The organism is Candidatus Accumulibacter sp. ACC012 (assembly GCF_907163155.1).
Classification (GTDB): Bacteria; Pseudomonadota; Gammaproteobacteria; order Burkholderiales; family Rhodocyclaceae; genus Accumulibacter; species Accumulibacter delftensis.
Genome location: NZ_CAJQUC010000003.1, coordinates 434,692 through 459,082 on the forward strand (window position 1 = coordinate 434,692; position 24,391 = coordinate 459,082).

Consider the following 24,391-nt stretch of genomic DNA (forward strand, 5'->3'; position numbering starts at 1 on the left):
TTAACTCACCAGATACGGGTATGTTCTTGTGCTCTGGGAGAAAGCTGACCAGTAGGCGGATGCGATCGCCGTCAATACATCGTCGGAATCGAGTTCCTTGATGTTTCCGACAGCTGTCGGGCCCACGCTGTTAGGCGAACATGTGCCGGCCAAGCGCCTCAACGAATCCAGCGCGGGCTCTTTGCTCGTGGGAACCTGGCTAACAAGTCCGTCGGCAGCGCTGCTCTGCAACATCGTGTGCAGATCTTGCTCGGTCTCTTCGGGCAGACGGAACAGGTGGTAGGTCCCGACGCTCAAGTGTTCGTCGTGAAGCCGTCGGGCGGCTTCAAGGACGCCATGATACTGAGCCAGCCGAGAGGTCTTCGAGAAAACGGGTTCCAGGAAGAGGCGGCTTGACGGCTCGTAGAACGCTGTTGGCCACCAAGCAAACTGGGCGCGTTCACCGAGAAAGCCGACGAGCAGTCTTAACCGTAGCAGGGTAGGTAAGTAGGATTCTTTCAGATGGTCGCTCATCGTTCAGTCTTTGTTCGTTGAGGCTGAGGGCATCTGCGTGCTCGCCTTCGTTGTTGTATATCAGCGCAGTCGTGTGAATTGCGGGCGAAGGTCGCTGGCGATTGCTCAAAGCTTTCATGGGACAGAAGACAAAGCCATCTTGACGCGCTTCAACCCGCTGGCAACTACCTCCGCCAATTTGACCACATCGGGGTTGTCAAACACGTTCTCCATCGTCCATGCGCAGAACGCAGCAATGATGGCAGCGCGTTCTACCGTGAGTTTTGAGTCGGCCAAGCAAGACTCGATCAGCGGTTGGAGGAGGAATCTGCTTCGACATCTCAGCATTCTAGCGAGGACTAACGCCCCGGGATACAGCACCGCAGGATTGCTCCGTACCACCGATCCCGATTTGCGCTCTGAGCCTTCTACTCTTCAGCAACAAAGACTGATCACGGCCGAAGTAGAGCGTTTCCTGCAGCGCGCCGCTCGACCTGGAGGTGGCAGCCACGGCGCGTCGGCGTCAGTTCTCCAGTGACGACAGGCGAAGATGCCAGCGTCGCCGGGTCGCCGCCCTTCGCCGCTTGCAGTCCGCCGTTACCACGTCCCGCCAATCGTCCAGACTCACGGTATGAAGCAGCACGCTCATGTAATCGCTGTCGGTGCGCCGACGCGCGGCTGGACCGTGAATGAACGTTTCTTGCTTGCGCTTCGTCGTTATTTCTCCCTCTCGTGTGATTGGTCAGTCCCGGCCCTGCCGTTGATCGGTGTCACTGGCATTCGGTGAAAAGCCCGCGCATCGTTGCGGGATTTCCACCAGCGACGGCCTGTACCCGCTGTTCGCCAAGACGATACCGCCCGGCTTGGCGACGACGCAGGTGCCAGACCGCAGATTGCCACACTCGGTACAGCGCCTCCGGTCATCAAGATCATCGCGGGTGGTGCACTCGCGGGCCCGGCCAAGAAAGTATTGCCGCGCATCCTCATCGTGCCGACACTGCGCGAGTACCTCGCCGACAATGCCTTCGTCGAATTCGCCGACCTGTGTCAGCCAGCCGACGACCATAGCTTCCTGCTTGCCAGTCAGCATCGTTGCGGGATGTCGTCGGCCAGCTTCGATCGGTTCAGGCGCTAGCGCACTGGGGTAGCTGGCGAGCACCTTGCCATGAGTCACAGGGGGCGAGAAAACCACCGTCAGTGGCTTGCGGTCGGAGAAAAATAGCAGCCAGCGTGACGCCGCCTGGCAGGGCTTCCTGCTGGCTGCTTCCGACAGTAGCGTAATGATGTCGACCTTGTTCTCTTTGATCGTCGCCAGCCAAAGACCCACCGCGGCCTTTTCGCCCGTCGCCTTGATCATTCCGGCGGCCGACAGAGAGAGAGTTACTCCCGCGGCCGCCAACTCTCTGAGGATTGCCGCCGCGGTCATATCTCTACTTCCACCTGATCAACCGGCGTTTCCATCGCAGGACGCGAACTTGGCGAAAGTGGCGAACTTGGCCTATCTGCGGGCTTTCCGGCAGATTCGCACGCTTGCGAAGTTGGCGAAGTTGGATTCTTCGCAGCAATTCCAACTTCGCCAGTTTCGCAACTTCGCGGACTTGGCCGATTCCTTGCCGAATGGGCAACTTCGCCAGATTCGCCAGTTTCGCAGCAGCGATAGAATTTCGGCCGCTTGCCGTTTTTCTCGTCCTTTTCGCCCTCCAGCACCTCAATGGTTGGCGGGGTGTTCATCAGAAGGCTGTCTAGCGCCTCATCTATCCGACTGGCCGACAAGTGCCCTGAGAAGCATTTTTTCGACAGATCGGAGCGCGTGGTCTGGCCGTTCTGCTTCAGGTAGTCGAGAATCTTTGCAGCGCCGTCCGAAGATTCTCGCGCGGCCAATTCGCCGGCAGCGTCGTTGAAAATGAACCTCACCGAATCTCGGTGAAAGCGCACCCAGGCCAGCGCCGCGTGGATGTGGGGCAGATCGATCGTCAGCGTTTTGTCGGTCAGCGCGAAAATCATCGCCAGCCGGAGCAGCATCGGCGCGCGGCGCTCGATCAGCGCGGCAACTTTTTCGCCGTCCGCCAGTCGCGACAACTCGCCGCGATACAGCCGCGCATATTCCGTTCTGGCGTCAGCCGATAATTCCATCGGCCTGCTGTCCTTGTTTTCCGGGTAGCCTTCCGTCGCGAAGCGAATCACTGCCTTTGTACGCTCCGCCAGGTCAGTGACTACCGGTCTCGGTGTCGGCTTGGGGAATGGCTCGATGCGCTCGCGCTCTGCCCAGAAGATCAGGAAGCGATTCGCGAAACCATTGGACATCTCACGCGACTCCATCAGCCCAAGCAACTCGGATGGCGTGATATTGCCCGTCAGCGAAATGTGCGGATTGCTCGCCCATAGCCGAGAAGTCTTTGTTGCCGGCCTGATGCTAACGCCATCCCACGAATCACGCAGAGCAGAACTCAGCGTGTTCCCGTCCCGCTTGGCCTGGTGCAGCACGTTGGCAAACTCAGATTCGATGACCCACAACCGTTTATCCTCAATCGGTAGAACGTCTTCCTTGCCCACTCTGTAGCCGTCGTGGATCAGCAGCGCCAGCCCTTCCCGCGTACTCAAACCACCGTCGTGCATCTGTCCGCAGAGGGGGTCAGCAAGATTTCCGGTGTCTTCGCTGTGATGCTCTTCGATTTCCCACCTGATACGCTTCGTCAGCGAAACTGCCTCACCTTTGCGGCCTCGCCCACTGCGCCCAACGTGCAGCATGAAGATCCGCGCATGGTGTTTGACGTTGCCGACAGGCAGGTAGACGTTTCGACCTACCCCCGCAGACAGCAACGCAATATGTGCCGCTGCGACCGCGTAGCGGTTTGCCTCGGTAGTTTGGGCCGCCGCCCGTGCAACGTCACCGATCAACCCGTACAGCATGGTCGTGTCGGGCTTTGGTGCATTGCGATGAGGGTCGACAGAATCATCCGTCGATTCTTGCTCTCCCTTCCATCCGTGCGTCTTGGCCAGATCAAAGACGCTCGCTATCGTCACTGGTTTTGTGGCGCAGTATTCAGGGTCGGAAGTCTTGAATACCGTCAGCGACGCGCCGCCGGTCCGCTTGTCCCATCCAGCACACAGCGTCGCGCCTTCGGCCTCTTCAAGCCCGGAAGTCGAATGCCGCAGCGCCCAACCAATAACACGCTCTGCCGGGTGCTTGTCGTGCGTCACGTTGCGGGGAATGGCCGCCAGTGCGTGGGCCAGCTTGCGCCCGTCGTCGCTCAATGCAGCTTGATCGACTGGCTGATGCGTTCCCTCCGCCGGTGCTCTTGCTCTCGCTGTAGAGCCTCGCATGGATTCTGCCGCGCCGTCGAGAAACGATGTTCCGCGTGCCTCTCTCCTATCCATGACTCACCCCCGCTGCCGTCATTGCGGCCTGGATTCTCGATACGGCCAGTATCAGGCGATCACGGTCAATATCGTTGAACGGCTCACCGGCCAGCATCGCCACCGCAGCCGCCGCGACGACAAGCGCCTCAAAGCCAATGGCACGCAGCACGTCAGCCGCGGGAAACGGTCGCCGCTCCGGCTTGTGCCTGAGATCGACGGCACGAGGAGGGAAGAGGTCGGAAACATTCAGATCCACGGCGGCCAGAACGTCGTGCACATCGCATCCGGCAAAGCAATGAAGCAGAATGCGTCCATCATCAAGTTCCCGGACGGCGAGACTTGGTCCCCGGTCGTCGTGAGCAGAACAGCGTGCTGACCACGTGCCAGGCCCGGTACGCTTCACTTTGTCGAGGCGGGAGAGAAGGACGTCAACTGCCGAGTGCGTGATAATATGTGCCTTGTCGCGGGCGCTCTCGATTGTGGTTTGGTCGGGGGCGCTTTTCATTTAGCCACCTCGCCAGCGGTCACTGTCTGAACTTCGACGGATTTGACGGTCAGGCGCCTGGCCTTGGCAGCAGCCTTGCCGGCAGCCAGTCGTGCGGCAGAATCGCCGACTTCGGCGGGCGGCGGCATCTCGCCGGCCAGTAGGCGATTGACTTCATCCGCGGGCCACATCAGGCGGCCATTCGGAAGCTTGACGGGCTTGATTCCGCAGAACTCGCCACGGCGATAAACGCTCGTGTTTAGGCTCGCTCGCTTCCCGCCAAGCAAGCGGGCAAAATCTGCGTTTGGGATTAGTGCTTGTTGTTTCATGGCAACCTCCGTCTATGGAAGTCGCCAGTTCAAATTACGGCACTTGCTCTAGGCATTACCGCCGGTATTCAATCCCAGCAATGACAAGGGTTTCCGGCGTGCTTGCCGGTACTGGTGCCGGTACGTTGTGCCGGTATTGAGGCCGGAAGGAGGCTTACCGATACTCTTGGAGCCTCTCCCACTCGGGCAGCCACTCGGCAAAGTGCCGGCCAAGGAATAGGCCTATCGCTTTCTGATTGGCATATCGTTTACTGACAAGGCAATCCGCAAGTTTGGCGGGGTTCCAGAGTGCAGACGCCTTGCCAGGCGAGCCTAGTGCGGTGCGGGCAGGCTTCAGCCATTCGCGCACGTCAGACAGGGCAGCGGAAAGACTCTCTTGGTTGAACTGTCCATGTAGCGGCCAATCGACAGCGAGAACCTCCCTTTTGGATATGCCGGTAGGTGTTACCTCTGTCGCGATCTTCCCCTGCGATTCGGCCGATACCAGCGGGAGGGTATCGGTCGTCTGCTCGCTCTCGGTCATCGCCTGTCGAAAGACATCCGGTAGGCTGAAGCTATGACTTCCGGGCGGTGCTGCGTCGATGAACTGTATGAGATCCACTGGCGTGCAGGGGAATTTCAGGGGTATTGCCTCGTTATCGCGGTGCATATCGACTTGTTGGTCGACAGACGCTTCCGTGATTTCGGGCTCAGTCCAATTTCTAAAGGCGACTCCCTCGGTGGTGACGAGATGCGACCAATGCACGCCGATACCTATTCCGGTCAGCGAGGTCCAGTCCGCAATGCGCAGTTCATGCGAATGTGCAAGCTCAATGCACCTCGCGTCGGTCAGCTTGACGGCGGCAACTCTCGCCTCAAAGTTCCGTTCGCCGGCCTTCTCTCTCGTAACCTTGTTGAAGCCGCCTTCAATATGGCGTTGCGCAAATCGATCTGTCGCTGCATCTTCCCCGGCACTCAATAGCAGCCTCGGTTGGTCATTTCGTATCTTGTCCACCAGCAGATCGTCCGCCGAATCCTCAAACCCCTCCATGACCACGCCTCGCATTTCTGGCGGGGAAATTAGCGGCGAAAATCGCAACGTTAGGTCGCCGGGGCGCTCATCAAGCAAGCTAAAGCGCGGCGGAGAGTAGCTTCGGTGGAATGCCTGCTCGAATTCGTCGCGCCAGAGAAAAACTCCCGCGGGCAGTTGCTTTGTCGACTCGGTCAGCCAGACCGGGCGAGTCAGCTTGCGGTCATCGCTTATAGCATTGAGGCTGCTGTCGAGCCCCTGCAAAAGATCGTCAACAACATCCCAGTCTCCAGGCAAAACTTGAGAATATCCCCCATCCGCCAGCAGTTGGTAGGCATATATTCCCTCAAATCTGTTCATTGAATCAGTGTAGGCGAGTGATTTCGCAACAACATCGGGCGACATCCACCTACCGGTCACGTAAGGAATGGCGCGCACTGGAATAGCCTCGCGACCATTGATGAGAACTACGACATTCATGCTGGCGCTCCTTCAAGGGGTGTGCCGCGCCAGTCATGGGAAGGTGTCCCGGTTTTCTCTCCGTGTGGATAGGCGTGGCAAAAGTCGGTCAGGCCGCCGGATGTTCATTCCTTCGGGCCACTGCTAGGCGCAGGCCAGCGGCGGTTACACTCGGTCAGGCGGCGATTCGTGCCACCGGCGCCCGTCCCTTGGCGCGCTCGCCAGCGGTCCACAAGTCGCGCTGAGCTTGCAGGCGCAGCCAGTACCCAGGTGAGGTGCCCAGGGCTTCATGCAAGCGCAGGTCCATGTCGGCGGTGACGGCGGCGTGTCCGTGCAGGATGCGCGACAGCATGACGCGGCTGATGCCCACGTGGGCAGCAAACGCGGTCACGCTTATGTTGAGGTCTTCCAGCCAGCCGGCAAGCAACTCGTCGGGTGGCGCAGGGTCGTGCATGTCCATGAATCGGGCCTCAGTGATAGTCGATGTGGCCAAGTAGTTCCACGCTCGTTTCGTCAAACCGGAAGACCAGCCGCCAGTTCGCCTATACCGTCATGGCAAGAAAGCCCACGCGATCGCCGAACAATCCATGCAGCCGCCAGGATGGACGGGCCAAGTCGTCGCGGCTGGCGGCGGCATGCAGGGCAGTCAGCATTTCCCGCAGGCGCTTGGCGTGAATCGGCTGGATTCCGGCTTGCGTGCCAGAGCAAAAGAAGGCTTCAAGCCCCTTGTGTCGGAACGAGACAATCGTAGGCTGTATATCTGCGATTTACAATCCACTGCTCACGACTCTCAGGCGCGCGTCGGACTCGGCAGGCTGCTCGATACTTGCCTCGTTGAGAATCCAGCCTTCAATCTTGGTGTGCCACATGCGCAGCAGATCGAGAGGACGAACTCGATAATGCTTCTCGGCGGTCGCGCTCGGCTTGTGGCCCATGATCTGCGCCGAAACTCCGGCAGGGCACTCCACCCATTCCGCCAGAGTGCCAAAGGAACGACGCAGGCCGTGGATAGACAGCGCAGGCAGGCCGGCAGCGATCAGGGCCTTGTTGTGCATGATGCGCGGCTCCTGAAGCCTGCCAGATGCCGCGGTCGGGCTGCTGAATACCCACTCGTTACGACGCGGCAGGGCGGACAGCAAGGAAGCAACGTAGGGCGTCAGCGGAATAGTGCGCTCGCCGTCGACCTTGTCCTTGATGGTGATGGCCTTCCACCGAAAGTCGAGGTCTTCCCAGCGGATGCCAGCGACCTCTTCCCGGCGGGCGCCAGTCAGCAGCGCAGTTTGCAGATAGGCAGCGATGACGGGATTCTGAATCTGGTGAACGGCTGCGAACCACGCCAGCAACTGCTCGCGTTGCAAGCAATCGTCCTTGGCGATCTTCTTCGGTAGTTCGTCGCGGGCCGTGCGGGTAATGCAGGCGTCGGCGTGTGCTTGGCCGCGGTACTCGGGGCGATCTGAGCACCAGTTCAGGAAGGCGCGCAGGCGAACGAAGGCGTTATTGGCCTGGGTCGGGCGGCGCGTGGCTTCACCCTGCAGCCAGACACGAACCCGGTCGGCGTCGATCTGTTCCAGAGGAAGCGCCAGCAGCGGCAGGAGGATGCCGGCTTGCGTCGTGTCGCCTTCACCAGGTTTTCCGCCTCGCGTCTTGGGTATCCCGCCAGCGTCAGACAGTCTTTGATGGTCCAGCAGACTGCGCGGACTCCAGCGGGCGGCGCGCGCGACCAGATACGCTTGCCACGCTTCCGTTGCCGGCGCAGCGAAGCGCTCCGACTCGATCCGCTTTGCTTCGGCTTCGGCCTCTCGCCGGCTGAGTTCGGCGGCGCGGTCGGCCTCTTCCTGTTTCAGCACTGCGCGCGGATCTAGTCCCTCATCAATCATCCGCTGAAATCGGTTCGCCTCCTCGCGGGCCTTAGCGATCGGGCACGATTCGACGCTGCCAATGGTGACGCGGATGTCGCGGTAGTTCAAGGTGCCTTTGAAGATGAACGTCTTCGCACCAGAGGGCCGGGCACGAACTGCCAGTCGCGGTGCGACATCGTCCCAAAGGAAGCTTTCGGTCGCCGGCTTGAAGGCTGCAATGCTGGTCGGTGACAAGTGTTTGCGGGGCATATCCGAAGGTCTCCTTGGAAAACTCGGGGAACGACTGGGGAACGAATAAAAAGGATTCTAGTCGTTTCATGTCTATCGTGCAATTCCTGTGCATAGAAGACAAACTGCGTAAGTTCAATTAGTTAAACGTATTTTGCGTTTGTTGTCTATGCTTCAAAACCCCGTATTTTCCGCATTCGTAATGCGAAGGTCGGCAGTTCGATTCCGCCCAGCGGCACCAGTAAATCAGACATTTAGCCCGACTTGCAAGGTCGGGCTTTTTGTTGGGCTATCACCGGGCCAGCACTCGCCGGTTTTTCTTGGATTTGCAGCATGTCTTGCACTTCCGATCGGCAAATCCCGCCGGTCGCCGGCTGAGCCTTCGCCCAATCCTGGGCGCTGGCCGCCAATGCCTCGGTAATGGCAACCAAGCACCGCCACCGCAAAGCGCCGCACGTCGATTTCCACGCCCGCCGCCGCTGCCTGCTCGGCCTGCTTCAGCAGAGCAGCATTAACGGCGTCGTCATGTGCGCGCCTCGTCGCGGTCGGTGTTGGTTTCTTGGCGCCGGACGATCTGGGTGAGATTGGCCTCGGCCAGAAAGCGAAGCGGGGCACCCGGCTTGTCGTCGAGATACGCCGAGTCGGTTGCGAAGCGTTTGCGTGCGTCGTCAATGAATGCGACATCTGTTCCCGGACTCAGGATGGCGTAGCGAAGTTCCTCGGCGTTGAGTCCGCGCAAGATGTCTTTGAACGCCAGGGTATGAATGAATGCGCAGCGGGCAACGTACGATCCGTACTTCGGAAGGCCCCTGAACGGCCGTGCAGCGAGTTGTTCAGCCAGCGACGGCGTGGTTTCGACGGCAGCGATTTCGGCCTTGATGGCCGGCACGTAGATGTCCTGCTTGAGGCGGGTGACGAGTTGGAGACGGTTCGGCTCGAACCCGAGGTCGATGTGATGGGTGTGAATTGCGTAGGCGTCGGCGGAACGTGTCTGCCAAACGCGTGCAACCGTCCGGGCAAGCAGTGAGTGAAAGTCAGGCCTGCTTGTCGGCAAGCGCCGGGGCTGTGGCGAAGCTGACACCGTGTCGCAGCAGGGCCGCTTTGCCGCGAACGGTGAGGTCGCTGATGAAGCGAAACTGCTGGCGCGCATCGATCGGATAAGCCTTCAAGCGGTAGTGGGTGCCCCAGGGTTTCTCGTGCACGACGACCATGATCGGGTCGTCGAAATAGGGATAGGGGCTGGTCAGCGCGACGTCCTGAAGTACCGCTTTGGCCGCCGCCGCGTCGTGCGCGGGATGGAGATAGAAATCGGCAGCACACTGGAGCTGCGGGCGACCGCAGTTGGCATTGAAAATCGGATCGCTCCAGAGGCGCAGGTGGGGGATGCTGACCAGGGTATCGTCGGCGGTGACGATCTGCACCGTACGCATGCCGATATGCGTCACCTCGCCGTAGATTCCGTTGACTTCGATCCAGTCGCCGTTGCGATAGGGCATTTCGCCAACGGCGACGATGCCGGCGATCAGGCTGCTGGCGTAGTCCTTCATCGCGAAACCGAGCGCCAGTCCGATGGTGCCGAACAGGGCCACCATGTTCTGCAGCGAAGGCTTGACGATCAGCGGCACGATCCACAGGAAAGCGACCACCAGGATGCCGAGCCGTAGCAGCGGCACGATGGCCAGCAAGTAGAGACGGTGCTTTCCATGCATTTGCTCGGCAAGCCATGGCAGCAGTCTCTGCACGCTGACGATCAGCGTCGTCGTGAGAACAACGATCAGCAGTAATTCCAGCAGCGTACCGGTACCGAGGTCTTTGAAGAGTTGTTGCAGTGGTGGCACTTCCATGTTCGAGACCTCAGAAGTTATCCCGCAGAAAACCGCGCCGCCGCAAGAATTCGCGCACCACGGCGTAGGCCGATGCGCTGATCTGCCAGCGACCATCGGCCAGGGCGATGACGCCCTGGGTCTGCAACTGCAGCACGCTGGACGCGATGCGGTGCTCGGGTTGTGGCAGCAACTCGGGCAGTAGTGTTGCCGGCAAGCCGTTGTGCAACAGCAGCGCGTGCAGGATGAAAGCCAGGCCTTCGCCTTTTTCGGCCGGCAGGACGGGTTCTTGGCGGACAGCGGACACCCAGACAATTTCGGCGCCCCGATCCGCGCCAGCTTGGGTCTCGCCGGCCTGTTCCGTGCCGTCCTCGCCCTGATCCGGCGTTGCCCTTAGTGACGCCCGCCAGGAGTTCCAGGCACAGCCGATATTGCCGCGGCTGTAAACGGCAAGCTGATTGACTTCCGGGCTGAGCGCAGTGTTGTTTTCGCCGAGTTCCAGGTGTACTTCGTTGCCCGTCCTGGCGTTACAGAAGCGCAGGCGATCACGCACCGGGCACGGCATCAACTCGGCGAGAAAGTGCGACAGGCGCTGCCCATCGAAAGCCTGCAGGGTCAGCGCGCCCGGCTGCGGGAGCGGCCAGACTTCCTGCAAATATGCCCAGGCCCAACTGTCACAAGCAATCACGCCGCGTCCCAGAGCACCACTCGCCGCCCGTTCAAGGAGGCGCCGAACGAGTCCCAGGCCGTTGGCGTGACGCAGATAGCAATGTTCCAGATTCGCCAGTACCCACAGGCGATCGGTCGCTGGCCAGGCTTCCAGCCAGCGACCGTCGTCGCCGAGAATCTGCTCGCTGCTGGGCGCCTCGATCCGGAGCGCGTCGTGGCTGGCGGCCCAATGCGCAAGGATTTCCGGGTGGCCGCAATGCGGCTGCCCGATGACGAACTTGACCGCCGTGTCCGCATTGCTGGCCTGCAGCCAATCGGCCAGTGCCGCGTCCAGCGCTGCCGCCGCGCCGCGCCAGTCGATCGGCCGTGCCAGATCGTGCAAGCGCGACTGCGACAAGAGGCGCAATTCGTCCTCGGACTTGACCGGCGCCTGTTCGTCCCGTTGGTCGACTTCGTCGCGCCGGAAAAGCTGTCTCAGTGATGTCCATTTTTCCAGCGCCGCGCTCGCGCGGGCAGGGCTGGGAACACGATAGTCGGCGAGCTTGACAAACTCCCACAGCATCGGCGGCGATTCGCGATCCGGCTCGTGCAAGGGTGGGTTTTGTTCCATGCTCATGCAGCGATGGTACGCGAATGGACTCGCCACCGCGAGACCCCTTTGGCACGACGGGGGCAGGTCTTAACATTTGCCCAAGGTACGGGGAAAGACCTGAGCCGGGAAAGTGCGAGTCCGGGTCGGCAATTGATGCTGCCCTTTGAACTGCTCGCGTCGGATGAGGGGAAACTCTCACGTCCGGCTCCTTGCGGGCTGGGCGCGGGCCAGTTCGCCTGGCGACCATGTGAGCCGAAAATACCCGCTGTGATGCAGGGCCAATGGCTCCACTTGGGGGGTAGAATTCTCCTGTCGAATTGCACTTTCTGCTCTGAGCGGGGGCATCTGCCTGACCGCTCCTGCGAAGAAGCGCAGTTGCGACGCCAATCAAACGCGTGAAGGGGGCGATTATGCAGAGTTTCTTTGTCTATACGCAGCGCCGGCGGCCTGGGTTGCACGTTTGGCGGGTCGGGACCTCCACCAGGTTTTTCTTGTATCCGGTCGTCGCACCTGCAGGGCCGGGATGGGTAGAGTTCCAGTGCGATCTCGAAACATCGATCGGCAATCCCGTTCGATTCATGCTGTTCTCCTTCGACGATCGCGGCTCGCCTGAAGATTTCGAGAGCGACGTGTTTCAGCGGGTACTTCCACAGTTGCACTCGGGAGGCTTTCACCCCGCCGTTTGGTTCGTGTCCGAAGCGTCGCGGGTGGTCACGAAAGATCCCCGGGGTAAGACTGAGTCCAGCCTGCGGGTGCACTTGATATCCCAGTCCAGGTATCGACCTGGCGAAATGTACCTTTGGGATTCAGTCCAGGGTGTCAGCCGACGCATCTCCCAATCGGGACTCGATTCCTTGGGACCGTACTTTGATTTGAACTTGGCGCCTCACGAAAGCTCCTTTTTCAACTTCAAGTTCATCCGCGCAAATGATGGACAGTTCGTTGACTTCGAGCCGGATGCTGCCAACCGGTGGTGGGTCGCGGACGACGGCACCGAGATCTGGACGCATAGCGGTACCCCGGCAATCGCACAGCTGGTGCCAAAGAGCTGCACGCTGACACTGCATTGTCGTCAGGAGTTCAACGCTCCTGCGAAGCTGCACCTGTGGGCCGAGAACGGCGATTACGTCACCGAGGTCGATGGCGTCGATGCGAATGGCTGGACCACGTTTACCAGCCAGATTTTCACGCAACTGCCGTACAGCTGCCAGATTCACAACCCCGGTATCGCTGACGAGTGGGAACACGACGAAGCCAGGCGTGAGCACATCACCATCACAGACGACAAAGAATACTGGACGCTCGAAGGGGACAAGACCTTGTTTTCGTCCGCTCCCAAAGCCAATGTGCAACTCGACCTTTCGATTGCGAACTCGGACTTGAGCACATTGCAGGGTTCGCCGCTGGCTCATGTGTGGGTCAATCGGGCGCGCGGGCCGCTCGCCGTCAATGTCCCCGTCACTGCCAGCGGCGATGTCTCGCTACAGGTCTATCCTGAAGTGACCACGTCGTTCAAGTTCCATGATACTCAAGGTAACTGGGAGCGTTTTCGGCATGCGATCCAAGTACATGGCGTTGGTTCACCGGTACACCGATATGTCGTACTCGACCGTCCACCGCTGCTTTCCGCCAAGCCGCCGACCGATCTTGTAAGGGATCCGCCATTTCGGATCCGCCGTCCCGGCGCCTACGCCGAAGGGGACGAAATGCGCTTTGTAGTGCACACGCCTCACGCAGCCGATGTCAGCCTGATTGGCGAGTGGACCGACTGGACGACCAACCCTGTTCAAATGCGGATCACTCGCGACGGCACGTACTGGTGGGGCAGCGTTAAGATTGCGGATCTGCTTTCCGGCCTGGCCTGCGGACAAAGCGATTACCACGGCGTCAAGTACCAGTTCCTGTTTAACCAGGGCGATCGCAGGCAAGACCCGGCGGCGAATTGGGTGGAAACTTCCCGCATCGATGCGGCGTCACGGCTGGTGAATCACGCACGTTTCGATTGGGGAAGCCAGTCTTGGGAGCGACCCAATCTCGATCATTACGTCATTTATCAGCTGCACCCGAGCCGCTTCACCAATCGCTTTCAACAGGAAGCACCGTTGCGTCGCGTTGCTCAGGAAATCGCAGACAACGCCGCCTATTTCAAGGAACTGGGTGTGACGGCGATTCAGCTGCTGCCCGTCAACGAAGTGAGTAGCTCGAATTCCTGGGGTTACGATCCAGCCTATTTTTATGCCGTGGAGAACGGTTATTGCGGAGCCAATGGTCCCGACGATCTTAAACACTTAGTCCGTACAGCGCACGAACATGGCTTGGCGGTGGTGCTCGACGTCGTGTTCAACCATGCCGGCGGCGACAACATTTTGTGGGCCGTGGCGCGAGACAGCTTCTTTGACGGTGACACGCAGTGGGGCGCGCTGGTCAACTTCGACCATCCGCAGTGTCTTCATTTCTTTGCTCAAAACCTGGTATATCTAGCCAACGAGTTTCGCGTCGATGCCTTCCGGCTGGATCATACCGCGACGATTGTGCACTCTGCCGCTTGGGATGGCTGGAGCGGGTCGGTGCGGAAGTTGGGTTCCGGCGGCGGTTGGGAATTTCTGCACGGACTCCGGCATGCCGTGCGCACGCAAGTCGGCGGCAACTGTATCCTGATGGCCGAGCATTTGCCAAACGAGTGGAGCATGACGAACTACGGCGGGCCGATGGACTCACAGTGGGGCGATGATTTTCATGATCGCTTGATTGACGCTTGTCGCCGGCAGTTCGGCATGTCCCGTCTAGCAGACGCAATGAGGCTTACCCATACTCAGTGTGACCGCTGGTATAAGATCGTCAATTATCCAGAGAGCCATGACGAGGTTGGCAATGTGCCCGATCGAGTGGCGCGCGTGGCGGGTTATGGACAAGGCTGGCGGATGTCGAAAGTCGCGGCGGCAGCGACGCTCCTTTCGCGTGGCATACCGCTGTATTTCATGGGAGCGGAATCGGGTGAAGACAAGCAGTTCAGCTTCGGTAGCGATGAAAAGCTGGATATCGAGGAATACCTTGCCAACGCCGACCGCGGCCGCATCCGCGCTTGGTGGCGAGAGCTTGGCTGCCTGCGTAAAGATCAGTGCATTCAAGGGCCATCCCGCATCGACGTCTGCTTTACGGAAGAACAGCTGTTGGCCTTTACGCGCGGAGATAATGGGGACTACTTTGTCTTGCTTAACTTCGGCGCTTGGTCAGGCCACAGGAAACTCGCTGAACTCAATCTGCCTTGGGGACAGTATCGTGAACTTTGGAATTCGACTTGGCCAGCATTCGCGATTCATGAAGAACACGAGGGCGAGCACAGCAACGGCGGTCGCGACGCTCGCCTGCATGGTGGACACGCCCTGAATATTCCGGCTTACGGTGCAGTGATCTTGCAGAAGACCTGAAGTGATGTGGGCAAGGTCGACCAAAGGTTGAGTTTCCGACGAAGGATAGCTAACGGTCATGACAATCGAGACACCACAGATCATGAAAGTCATGACCGTTTTCCCCTCTTCCCCGACCCTTCTCCCGCGAGGGGAAAAGGGAGATTCGTGAGTCGCTTGCGCGACTTTCACATTAACGGTCATGACACGTGGAGACACCCCAAATCATGAAAGTCATGACCGTTTCCCTCTTCCCCTGCCCCTTCTCCCGCGAGGGGAGAAGGGAGTTTCGTGAGTCGCTTGCGCGACTTTCACATTAAGCCAAGACCTCCACGACGGGGTCACCCGACGGGGGCTGGCTTTGACTTTTTCCCAAGGCACGGGAAAGGCCTGGCCTGCGTTTCGCTTGATGATGAAGTGATGTAGGCTCAGTCCATTTCGTCATTTCTCGGCGCGGAAGGTGGACACTACTGAGACTTGCCAAGTGAAGCCGATGAAGGTCCATGCCGATTGTCCCGCCGTGCCGCTTGCCAGCTTCTCGCTGGCGGTCGTCTTGTCCTGGCTGGCTGTCGGCGTTTGCCGTGCCGACGTGCCGACTCCCGAGCAGGAATGCCGCCTGCGCAACGCGGCGATCTGCGAGCTGAACGGTGTGCAGTTCATGGTTGACGGAGCTTGCCCGCCGCCGGCGCGGACGTTCCGGCCGCCGGGTAGCGAGCGTTGCGACGAAGCTGGGCGGACCGAAACCCGCAGCCGACAGCCGTCCCCGGCGCGCATGCCTGCAGCGCAAGCGGCTGCGGCGCCCACCGTCGTGGCAGCAGCGCCAACACCAACTGGCGCCGCCGCGTCGCCGGCCCCGGTTCGCGATCTGGCGTGGGTCGGGCGGGCCGAGCGCTGGCTCTTGCCGCTGCTGCTGGCGTTAGGCGGCCTTCTGCTTGCCGCTCTGTGCCTGCTCCTCGTGCGCGCGTGGCGTGCGGCTCGCAAGCATGGGCCTACTGGTGAAGCGGCGCCTGAACTTGCTCGCCCGCTGCTGCAAGGGGTGGTCGCTGCCGTCTGCGCGCTGCCACTCGGCTACCAGGCGGCAGCGCTCACTTTTGAGCGTGTTTTCTCGAGTGCCAACAACCATGATACGGCGCTGCCCTGGCTGCTCGCCGCTCCGCTCGCCGTGCTGGTGTTCCTGCTGGTCACCGCTCTTTCCTTGGCACTGCTTGCATTGCTGCTCGGCTGCCTGTTCAAGGGAGCCGGAAAGCGCTCGCAGTAAGCGGGGGCAGGCGGCAAGTTGAGGTACCGCGCAAGTCATTGCAGGCACTTCGGCCGCTGTGTCATCTGCCGTCGAGGCTTGGCCAAGCGCCCGCGATTTGTCGGAGTTTCTTACATCTGCTGCGCGGGGATGTCTGCGCGATTCAATTAACTGTCGATTAAACAAGAGTGTGCGATTTCGTACACACTCAGGAATAGGAATTGCTTATAGTTCTAAAACCCGTCTTCCGCGATAAGCAGTCTTGCTTCCTGCTGCGAGAGCTGTGTTGCTGACGTCAAGATTGAGTGTTGGAACCGTAGGCTCAAGCATCGCGCGCCAAGGCCGAACCGTGGCCAGGGACGCGATGCCCCCAGCCGTGTTCGTGCCAGCTGGCCTGGAGGAGTGGAACAATGGATACCGAGATCGCACTACGGTCGTACTGCTGATGGATAGCAAAGCGCGCCCGGAGATTTTGCCGTCGCCGACCGGCGGGTCGGCAGCGAGGAAAGCACAGCGCAGTCATCGTGGTCGTGGTTTGGCGTGGCTGAGCGGGTTTCTGGCCAAGGCCTTCAGGCCAGCGGCCGGCGAGCTGCCGACAAGCGCCGGGCGCCTGAACTTCGAGGCGCTCGAACCGCGCATCCTGCTCGACGGCGCGCCGAGCATACCGGTCACCCAGATCGATGGCTCGATCGACGTCGCCGGCGAGACCGATCGCTACGGTTTCACGCTGAACGAAACGGTTCGCGTGGTGTTCGATTCGCTGACCAACGATGCCAGCATGCACTGGTCGCTCGAAGGACCGCGCGGCACGGTGGTCAGCGAGCGTGGCTTCAACGCTTCGGATTCCTACGAGCGGAGCGGCGATGTCGCCCTCGATCTGGGGGCGGGCGACTACACCTTGAGCGTCGATGGTGTCGCCGACAACATCGGCGCCTACAGTTTCCGCTTGATCGATATCGCGCAGGCGCAGGAGTTGACACCGGGAACGACGGTCGACGCACAGCTCGATCCAGGCAACAAGACCAACGCCTACCGCTTCAGTGTCGCGGCTGGTCAGCGCTTCTTCATTGACCGCTTTGCGAATACCGGCGACATCTATTGGCGGCTGCTCGATCCCTACGGTCGCACGGTCGTCGATCGTACGCACATGAGCAATGATCTCGGCGAGTTGACGCTCGCCGTGGACGGTAGTTACACGCTGTTGATCGAGGGCCGTGCCGCCAGCACAGCTCCCGCCAGCTACAGCTTTAACGTCGCCTTGCTCGACGAAACCGTGCCGCAAGCGATGGCCGTGGGTTCGCTGGTCACCGGTCGTATCGCGCAGGCTGGGCAGCGCGACATCCACAGCTTCACGCTGGCTGCGGATACCCGTGTCGTCTTCGACTCGCTGACATCCGACTACCAACTGCTGTGGTCGCTCACCGGCCCCAACGGCACGCTGCTTGCCGACCGCCGATTCCAGTATTCGGACTCCTCCGAGCTGGCCGGCAATACCAGCATCCTGCTGCGCGCCGGTAGCTACACGCTGAGCGTCGATGGTGACCGCGACCGCGTTGGGGACTACGCGTTTCGCGTGCTTGACCTGGCGGCAGCCTCGGCGATCGCGTTGAACACGACGGTGACCGGGAGCTTGAGCGACGCCGGTGCCGGCGGCGGCACGGCGAGCAATGCACCGGCCACGGAGACGCGGCTGTACAAGTTCACTGCGCTTGCCGGCGAGCGCTTCTTCTTCGACAGCCAGGGGCTGTCCGGCGACAACTTCTCGCTGCGCATCTTCGATCCCAAGGGCGGCCTGGTCTCCGGGCCGCAGTTCTCCACGGGTGACGTCGAGGTGTTCACTGCGCTCTACGATGGCGATTACGTGCTGGCGCTGGAAGGTCACATCTACAACACCCGTTCCAGCGACTACCAGTTCAAACTGCAGCGGGTCGTCGATGGCAGCGCGCCGCTGACGCTGGATTCTCGCGTCGACGGCACTCTCGACCATCCCGGTCAGCGACAGGCCTACACTTTCACGCTGGCGGCGCCGGCGCAGTTGCTCTTCGACTCGCTGACTTACGACAACGATTTCAACTGGAGCCTGGTCGGGCCACGCGGCAGCGAGGTCGCCGGGCGCAGCTTCGTGTACTCGGACGCCGCCGAATTCGGCGGCAATCCGCTGCTGAGCCTGGCCGCCGGGGCCTATACCCTGACCGTCGACGGCAATCTCGATAGCCTTGGTGCCTACGCTTTCCGTCTGCTGAACGTGGCCACTGCGAGCAGTGTCGTCGCTTACGACAGCGACGTCAGCGGCACGCTCAGCCCGGGCGGCATGACTCGGGTCTACCAGTTCACCGCCAGCGCAGGCGACCAGGTGCTGTTCGACCGTATCGCGCTCAGCGCCGGCAGCCCGTACTGGCGGCTGCTCGACGAGACCGGCTTGCAGCTCTTCGGGCCGGAGCCTTTCGCCGACCGGGAGAGTGCCAGCCTGCGCCTTGGCGGCACCTACACCCTGCTGGTCGAAGGCCGCAGCTGGGAAAGCAGCGCTATCGATTACAGCTTCAAGATTGCCCTCGAGGGCAATACCCCGGTCGCCGCGCTGACCGGAACGGCCATCACGCTGGGTGCCGCGGTCAGCGGCACGCTGAGCGCCGCGGGCGAGGTGGACGACTACGTCTTTGCCGTCGCCGGTCCGACGCGACTCTACTTCGACAGCTTGGCGCCCAGCAGCAGTGGCGAGTTTCACTGGTCGCTGCGCGGTCCGCGCGGTACCGAGATCGCCGATCGCAGCACCTATTACTCGGACTCCTACGAGTTCGGCAACGGCAACCCGGTGATCGACGTGCCGCTGGCCGGAAGCTATCAGCTACGCGTCTGGGGCAATGGCAACACCACCGGCAACTACAGCTTCCGCGTCCTGAACCTCGCCGACGGCGTGGCGGTGACACCCGGCACGCCGCTCACCGCGAGCCTCGACCCAAGCAACGAAACCGACGTTTACCGCTTCACCGTCAACGCCGGCGACCGGCTGTTCTTCGACCGCCAGACGTTCAGCCCGGCCAACTCGGGCTGGGTCAGCTGGCGCTTGCTCGACCCCTACGGCCGCCAGGTCTGGGGACCGGCGAATTTTTACGACGACGTCGACGTCAGCACGCTGGCATTTACCGGTGTTTATACGCTGCTCATCGAGGGGCGGATCTGGAGCACGGGATCGTCGGTTGCCCGCTTCGACTACAGCTTCAACATCCAGCCGGTCGCCGATGATCCGGTGAGTGCGCTGGCCATCGGCGAAGCCGTCAACGGCAACATCGACCACGCCGGACAGCAGGACAGCTACAGCTTCTCGCTAAGCGACGAAACCCTGGTCTATTTCGACAGCCTGAGCAACAGCAACATCGCCTGGACCTTGCGGGGCCCGGACGGCTACCTCCTGAGTCGCCATCTGCAGAACTCGGATTCCTACGAACTGGGCCAGACCAACCCGCTGCTGCGGCTGGCGGCCGGCGCTTACACGCTGACTCTCGACGGCAGTGGCGATACCACTGGAAATTATAGCTTCCGGCTTGTGGACGTGGTCAGTGAAGCCGCCGCGTTGATCCCCGGCACGGCGCTCAACGACAGTCTGAGCAGCGCACGCGTCACCGATTTCTATCAGTTCGACGCCCTTGCCGGCGAGCGTTACTACTTCGACCGCATCAGCTATGACAACTACTACAACACCACCTACCGCCTGATCGATCCGCAAGGCAGGCAGGTCTGGGGCGGTTACGTCTGGCCGGAAGACCAGGAGATGAGCGCCTTCACCCTGTCGGGCACCTATTACCTGCTGGTTGAAGGCCGGGTCGGAAACACGGCGGCGGCCAACGCCTACGGCTTCAACATCCACAAGGTCGTCGATATCAGCGACAGCCTTACCTTGGGTCAGGCGGTGAGCGGCAGCTTCGGCACACCCGGCCAGCGCGCCAGCTATCGTTTCACGCTCAGCGACGCGCGGCAATTGCTCTTCGACGGCCTGACGCCGAACAGCACCAATCCTGATATCTACTGGACGCTGACCGGGCCACGCGGCACCGAGATCAGCAATCGCCGTTTCTACGGCTCCGAATCGCACGAGTTGGGCGCCACCAGTCCACTGCTCGATCTCGTCGCCGGTGACTACACCCTGACCCTCGACCCGCAGGGTGATCAGACCGGCGATTTCAGCTTCCGGCTCCTCGACCTTGCCGCGGCGACCGCGTTTACCAGCAACAGCGTCGTCAGTGGTCAGCTCGACCCGGCCAACGAAACCGACGTTTACCGCTTCGACGCCACGGCCGGTACGCGCTACTACCTCGATCGCCAGAACCTGAGCAGCAGTGCCGACCGCCTGACCTGGCGCCTGTTCGATCCCTACGGTCGGCAGGTCTTCGGCCCCACCTACCTGAACGACGTCGACATTTTCACGCTCGCTGAAAGCGGCACCTACACGCTGATCATCGAGGGCCGTATCTGGCAGACGCAATACAGCGCCAAGATCGACTACAGCTTCAAGCTGCTGGAGATCACCGACGACATTGTCGACATCGTCCCCGGCGTCAGCCACGGCCTCGACCAGTTCAGTACCGATGGTCAGCTCGGTGGCGCCCTGAATGTCAACGGCCTGCGCTACGCACAGGTGGCCAGTAATGGCGACATTGATCTGACCGGCTCGCTGACACTTGAAGCCTGGATCAAGGTCGACGCCTACGCCAGCACCTGGCAGCCGCTCTTCTACAAGGGCAACGGCAACAGCAACCAGCGGACCTACACCCTGTGGCTCAATTCCGCGGGTTACCTGCACCTGTCGACCGGCAACGATTCCAACAACAACATCAACACCGCCGCCGGCAGCGTGGTCACCGGTCAGTGGCACCACGTCGCCGTGGTGCTTGATCGCGACAGTGCAAGCGGGGTGATGAAAATCTACCTGGACGGCGTCGAGGCCGCCAGCGGCGCTCTCGCCAAAGACGCGGCAAGTTCCAATACCAATCCGCTGCTGATCGGCAGCAGCCTGGAAAATTACCCGATGTTCCAGGGTGCGGTCGACGAGGTCCGTTTGTGGAACAGCGTGCGCAGCGCGCAGCAGATCGCCGATAACAAGGACCAGGCGCTGGTCGGCGATGAGGCCGGCCTGCTGATGTACCTGAAGGCCGACGAGACCAGCGGCGGGACGCTGGCCGACGCCAGCGGCCGGGGCAATGCGGGACAGATGGTTCATCCCTGGTCGAGCGTGCCCGGCGTCGTCGCCGGACGCATCGATTTCGGTCAGCAGGACTACTACCGATTCACGCTTGCCGATACGACGCGTCTGTATTTTGATTCGCTGACCGACCACAACAATCTGCGCTGGTACCTGAGCGGCCCGCGTGGCACGGTGGTTTCCGATCGTCCCTTCCAGAGCAGCGATTCGCAGAACGGACTGAGCGTCTTCGACCTGGTGGCCGGCGACTACACCTTGCGTATCGACGGCGTCGGCGACGCTACCGGCGACTATGGCTTCCGTCTGCTCGACCTTGCCGGCGCCCTGGAGCTGGACTTCGATACCGTGGTCAACGGTCAGCATACGCCGGCCACGGCCACCACCGCCTACCGTTTCACCGCCGAGGCGGGCGAGCGCCTGTACTTCGACGAGGTCTCGGCCAGCGGCGGCTATCCTTACTGGCGCCTGCTGGACCCCTGGGGTCGCAACCTGTGGGGACCCAACTACCTGCCCTCGGACGACGTGCGCTTGCAGACCCTGCCGTTTGCCGGCGTCTACACACTGCTCGTCGAGGGCCGCCGGGATGGTGGCAGTGGTAGCAGCAACTTCAGTTTCCGGGTGCAGCGGGTCCGGGACCTGACCCAGGCCATCACGCTGGACGGCGTGTACGGCATGCCAGCGCCCTGGGCCAATGGCCACTTTGGCGGCGCGCTGCACTTCAACGGCGTGCAGTCGGCCCAGATCGACCATGCTGCGGCTCTCGACCTGACCGACACCCTGACCCTGGAGACCTGGGTCAAGGTGGACCGTTTCGACAATACCTGGACCACGCTCTTCTACAAGGGCAACCCGGAGAACCCTGGCGAGCGCAGCTATAGCCTCTGGCTACACTCCAACGGTAGCGTCGCTTTCGATACCGGTGACGGCAGCAACCAGTCCACCCAGACCGGCAGCGGCCTGATCACCACCGGGCAGTGGCATCACATCGCGGCGGTCATGGATCGCACTGCCGGAACGGTACGCATCCTGGTGGATGGCGTGTTGCAGAAGAGCGGCACCAATATCCGCAAGAATCCGGCCAGCAGCAACAGCAAGCCCCTGTACCTGGGTAGCGCGCTGGAGCCTGGCAGCAGCTACGCCAGCCTGGTGGGCAGCATGGACGACATCCGGGTCTGGAACGTGGCGCGTAGCGACGCCGAGATCCTGGCCTCGATGAATGCCCCGCTGGTCGGCAACGCGGCCGGGCTGGTGGCTTACATCAAGGCTGACGAGGGCGTCGGCAACAGCGCTGCCGATGCTACTGGCCACGGTCATGTCGTCCGCCTGAGCGAAGCCACTGCCCCGGTCATCGTGGGCGCCATCGAACATGTCGGTCAGCTGGTCAACTACACCTTCACCCTCAGCGAAGCCAGCACGCGCGTCTACTTCGACGCCATGACCGATAGCTCCAATGTGCGCTGGAGCCTCACCGGTCCCCGCGGTACCCTGGTCAGCGGCCGTCACTTTCAGCAGAGCGATTCCGTCGACGCTCTGTCCTTGTTCGATTTGCCGGCCGGCGACTACCAGCTCAGCATCGCCGGCTATCAGGACTACACCGGCGAATTCCGTTTTCGCCTGCTCGATCTGGCCGCTGCCAGCATCCTCGCCCCCGGCACTCCGGTCAGCGGCCGCCTGACCCCGGCCAACCAGACCGATGCCTATCAGTTCACCGCCAATGCCGGTGAGCGCTATTTCTTCGAGCGCATCAGCGAGGTGGCCGGCGATATCTATTGGCGCCTGCTCGACCCCTGGGGCCGGACCGTTTGGGGCGCCAGTAACTTCAATGCCGACGCCGGCCTGTTTACGCTGGCCTACGACGGCATTTATACCTTGCTGATGGAAGGCCTAAAGTGGTCCCCTGAGTCAAGACAAATATCGATTCATTTTAAGTTGTGCATTTGACTTCGCTAGCAGCTGGACGGCGCTGCCCCGGTGTTGCCTTTGACTCTGCTTTTGATGCTGTCGTTGACTTTGCTTCTGCGGGTGGGGAATCGCCTGTGGAGCGTAGCGGAACAGGCGATTCCCCACCCGCGCGGCCAAACTTGTCGAGGATCAACGCTCCGCCACCTATGCCATTGCGATAGACGACCGCGGGTGCCGTGTTGCCCAGCGACTGGTGCGGACGCTCGCCGTTATAGAAGGCAAAGTACTCGGCGAGGCCGACCATCAATTCGCCCATGGTGGCATATCCCTTCAGGTACACGTCCTCGTACTTGACGCTGCGCCAGAGCCGTTCGACGAAGATGTTGTCGAACACGCGCCCCCGCCCATCCATGCTGATGACCACGCCTTCCCGCTTCAGCACTCCCGTGAAGGCTTCACTGGTGAACTGCGCGCCCTGATCGCTGTTGAAGATTTCTGGCGTGCCGTGGCTACGCAGGGCCTCCTCCAGGCAGTCGACACAGAACACCGCTTCCATGCTGTTGCTGATCCGCCAGCTGAGCACCTTGCGGCTGTACCAGTCGATCACTGCGACCAGGTAGGCGAAGCCGTGCGCCAGCCGGATGTAGGTAATGTCCGTGCTCCACACCTGATTGGGTCTGACCACAGCAACGCCACGCAGTAGATACGGATAGACCGGGTGCTCAGGGCGCGGACGGCTAGTGTTCGGCCCCGGCGCCATGCCCGACAGCCCCATCAGTCGCATCAGGCGTCGTACCCGCTTGCGATTGACCGTGTGCCCCGCTTGCGCAAGAAAAATCACCATCCGGCGGGTGCCGTAAAACGGGTGCCGCGTGTACTCCTCGTCGATCAGCCGACTGTGGACGAGATCGCTGGCATCGACCACCGGCGGCCGGCGCTGCGCATAGACCGTGGCTCGGCATAACCCTGCCAGAGCGCATTGCTGCACCACGGCGACGGGCTCGCCTGGGTCGATCCACCCATGCCGTATCACGGCAGGCTGATCCCAGACTTTTTTTTGAGCCAGTCGAGTTCCATCTTCAACTTGCCGATCTCGCTGTACAACAGCTCTGGCTCACGGTGCGCCGCCGCTGGCTTGGGGCCGCGCTTACCTTCAAACAGCGTCTTGGCATTCTCCTGGATGGCCTTCTTCCATTGCCCAACCTGGACAGGATGCACGCCGTACTCCCGCCCAATCTCGTTGATCGTCTTGACCCCACGTACAGCTTCCAGACCAACCTTGGCCTTGAACTCCGGCGTATGTACCTTCCGCGTCGCTACTTCACTCATCGCTTCTTGCTCCCT

Annotated in this window: 16 protein-coding genes and 1 pseudogene; 3 read left to right on the forward strand and 14 right to left on the reverse strand. The window is 61.2% G+C overall.

The window, feature by feature from the left end:
- From QZ648_RS05375 to QZ648_RS05435, 13 genes are all read right to left on the reverse strand, one after another.
- Complete coding sequence (locus tag QZ648_RS05375; RefSeq protein WP_291996339.1) at positions 1–513, reverse strand: BrxE family protein; 513 nt, start codon at positions 511–513, stop codon at positions 1–3.
- Positions 514–627: 114 nt separating this feature from the next.
- The gene (locus QZ648_RS05380; RefSeq protein WP_291996340.1) at positions 628–789 is read right to left on the reverse strand and encodes a hypothetical protein; all 162 of its coding nucleotides are present in this window, start codon (positions 787–789) and stop codon (positions 628–630) included.
- Between the two features lie 445 nt (positions 790–1,234).
- Positions 1,235–1,918 (reverse strand): hypothetical protein, encoded by a 684-nt coding sequence (locus QZ648_RS05385; RefSeq protein WP_291996341.1) that lies wholly within the window; start codon positions 1,916–1,918, stop codon positions 1,235–1,237.
- Positions 1,915–3,747 (reverse strand): DUF3987 domain-containing protein, encoded by a 1,833-nt coding sequence (locus QZ648_RS05390; RefSeq protein ID WP_291996342.1) that lies wholly within the window; start codon positions 3,745–3,747, stop codon positions 1,915–1,917. Before QZ648_RS05390 ends, QZ648_RS05385 begins: the two co-directional genes overlap by 4 nt.
- Positions 3,748–3,862: 115 nt before the next feature.
- Positions 3,863–4,357, reverse strand: coding sequence for a DNA primase (locus QZ648_RS05395; protein ID WP_291996343.1), 495 nt, complete (start codon positions 4,355–4,357; stop codon positions 3,863–3,865).
- Entirely contained in the window at positions 4,354–4,665 is a 312-nt protein-coding gene (locus tag QZ648_RS05400) for a hypothetical protein (protein WP_291996344.1), read from the reverse strand. Before QZ648_RS05400 ends, QZ648_RS05395 begins: the two co-directional genes overlap by 4 nt.
- Positions 4,666–4,819: 154 nt before the next feature.
- A complete protein-coding gene (locus tag QZ648_RS05405; protein ID WP_291996345.1) occupies positions 4,820–6,154 on the reverse strand; it encodes a hypothetical protein in 1,335 nt (444 codons plus the stop codon).
- A 154-nt stretch (positions 6,155–6,308) separates the two neighbouring features.
- Positions 6,309–6,593 carry a HigA family addiction module antitoxin gene (locus QZ648_RS05410; RefSeq protein ID WP_291996346.1) on the reverse strand — a complete coding sequence of 95 codons (285 nt, stop codon included), beginning with the start codon at positions 6,591–6,593 and terminating at the stop codon, positions 6,309–6,311.
- Positions 6,594–6,675: 82 nt separating this feature from the next.
- Entirely contained in the window at positions 6,676–6,900 is a 225-nt protein-coding gene (locus tag QZ648_RS05415; RefSeq protein ID WP_366144075.1) for a type II toxin-antitoxin system RelE/ParE family toxin, read from the reverse strand.
- Complete coding sequence (locus QZ648_RS05420) at positions 6,901–8,241, reverse strand: integrase family protein (protein ID WP_291996347.1); 1,341 nt, start codon at positions 8,239–8,241, stop codon at positions 6,901–6,903.
- Between the two features lie 502 nt (positions 8,242–8,743).
- Positions 8,744–9,274: a hypothetical protein gene (locus QZ648_RS05425; RefSeq protein WP_211203812.1), complete on the reverse strand. Its 531-nt coding sequence runs from the start codon at positions 9,272–9,274 to the stop codon at positions 8,744–8,746.
- Positions 9,255–10,064, reverse strand: a complete 810-nt coding sequence (locus QZ648_RS05430; RefSeq protein ID WP_169067788.1) for a mechanosensitive ion channel domain-containing protein — start codon at positions 10,062–10,064, stop codon at positions 9,255–9,257. The genes QZ648_RS05425 and QZ648_RS05430 overlap by 20 nt, the downstream gene beginning before the upstream one ends.
- A 10-nt stretch (positions 10,065–10,074) precedes the next feature.
- Entirely contained in the window at positions 10,075–11,328 is a 1,254-nt protein-coding gene (locus QZ648_RS05435) for a hypothetical protein (protein ID WP_169067789.1), read from the reverse strand.
- Between the two features lie 467 nt (positions 11,329–11,795).
- Between QZ648_RS05435 and QZ648_RS05440 the strand changes: the two genes are divergently transcribed.
- From QZ648_RS05440 to QZ648_RS05450, 3 genes are all read left to right on the forward strand, one after another.
- Complete coding sequence (locus tag QZ648_RS05440) at positions 11,796–14,732, forward strand: alpha-amylase family glycosyl hydrolase (RefSeq protein ID WP_169067790.1); 2,937 nt, start codon at positions 11,796–11,798, stop codon at positions 14,730–14,732.
- Positions 14,733–15,195: 463 nt separating this feature from the next.
- Complete coding sequence (locus tag QZ648_RS05445) at positions 15,196–15,969, forward strand: hypothetical protein (protein WP_169067723.1); 774 nt, start codon at positions 15,196–15,198, stop codon at positions 15,967–15,969.
- A 424-nt stretch (positions 15,970–16,393) separates the two neighbouring features.
- On the forward strand, positions 16,394–23,086 hold the full coding sequence (locus QZ648_RS05450; protein ID WP_291996348.1) for a LamG-like jellyroll fold domain-containing protein: 6,693 nt from the start codon (positions 16,394–16,396) through the stop codon (positions 23,084–23,086).
- 127 nt (positions 23,087–23,213) lie between these two features.
- Here the strand turns inward: QZ648_RS05450 and QZ648_RS05455 are convergent.
- Positions 23,214–24,376 (reverse strand): annotated as a pseudogene (locus QZ648_RS05455) (IS3 family transposase); the annotation flags it as partial.
- Positions 24,377–24,391: the final 15 nt, after the last annotated feature.

Excerpts from the sequence above, each read along its gene's own strand:
- QZ648_RS05375 (WP_291996339.1), bottom strand. The coding sequence starts at position 513 with ATGAGCGACCATCTGAAAGAATCCTACTTACCTACCCTGCTACGGTTA.
- QZ648_RS05385 (WP_291996341.1), bottom strand. The coding sequence starts at position 1,918 with ATGACCGCGGCGGCAATCCTCAGAGAGTTGGCGGCCGCGGGAGTAACT.
- QZ648_RS05395 (WP_291996343.1), bottom strand. The coding sequence starts at position 4,357 with ATGAAAAGCGCCCCCGACCAAACCACAATCGAGAGCGCCCGCGACAAG.
- QZ648_RS05400 (WP_291996344.1), bottom strand. The coding sequence starts at position 4,665 with ATGAAACAACAAGCACTAATCCCAAACGCAGATTTTGCCCGCTTGCTT.
- QZ648_RS05405 (WP_291996345.1), bottom strand. The coding sequence starts at position 6,154 with ATGAATGTCGTAGTTCTCATCAATGGTCGCGAGGCTATTCCAGTGCGC.
- QZ648_RS05410 (WP_291996346.1), bottom strand. The coding sequence starts at position 6,593 with ATGGACATGCACGACCCTGCGCCACCCGACGAGTTGCTTGCCGGCTGG.
- QZ648_RS05420 (WP_291996347.1), bottom strand. The coding sequence starts at position 8,241 with ATGCCCCGCAAACACTTGTCACCGACCAGCATTGCAGCCTTCAAGCCG.
- QZ648_RS05430 (WP_169067788.1), bottom strand. The coding sequence starts at position 10,064 with ATGGAAGTGCCACCACTGCAACAACTCTTCAAAGACCTCGGTACCGGT.
- QZ648_RS05435 (WP_169067789.1), bottom strand. The coding sequence starts at position 11,328 with ATGAGCATGGAACAAAACCCACCCTTGCACGAGCCGGATCGCGAATCG.
- QZ648_RS05450 (WP_291996348.1), top strand. The coding sequence starts at position 16,394 with ATGGATAGCAAAGCGCGCCCGGAGATTTTGCCGTCGCCGACCGGCGGG.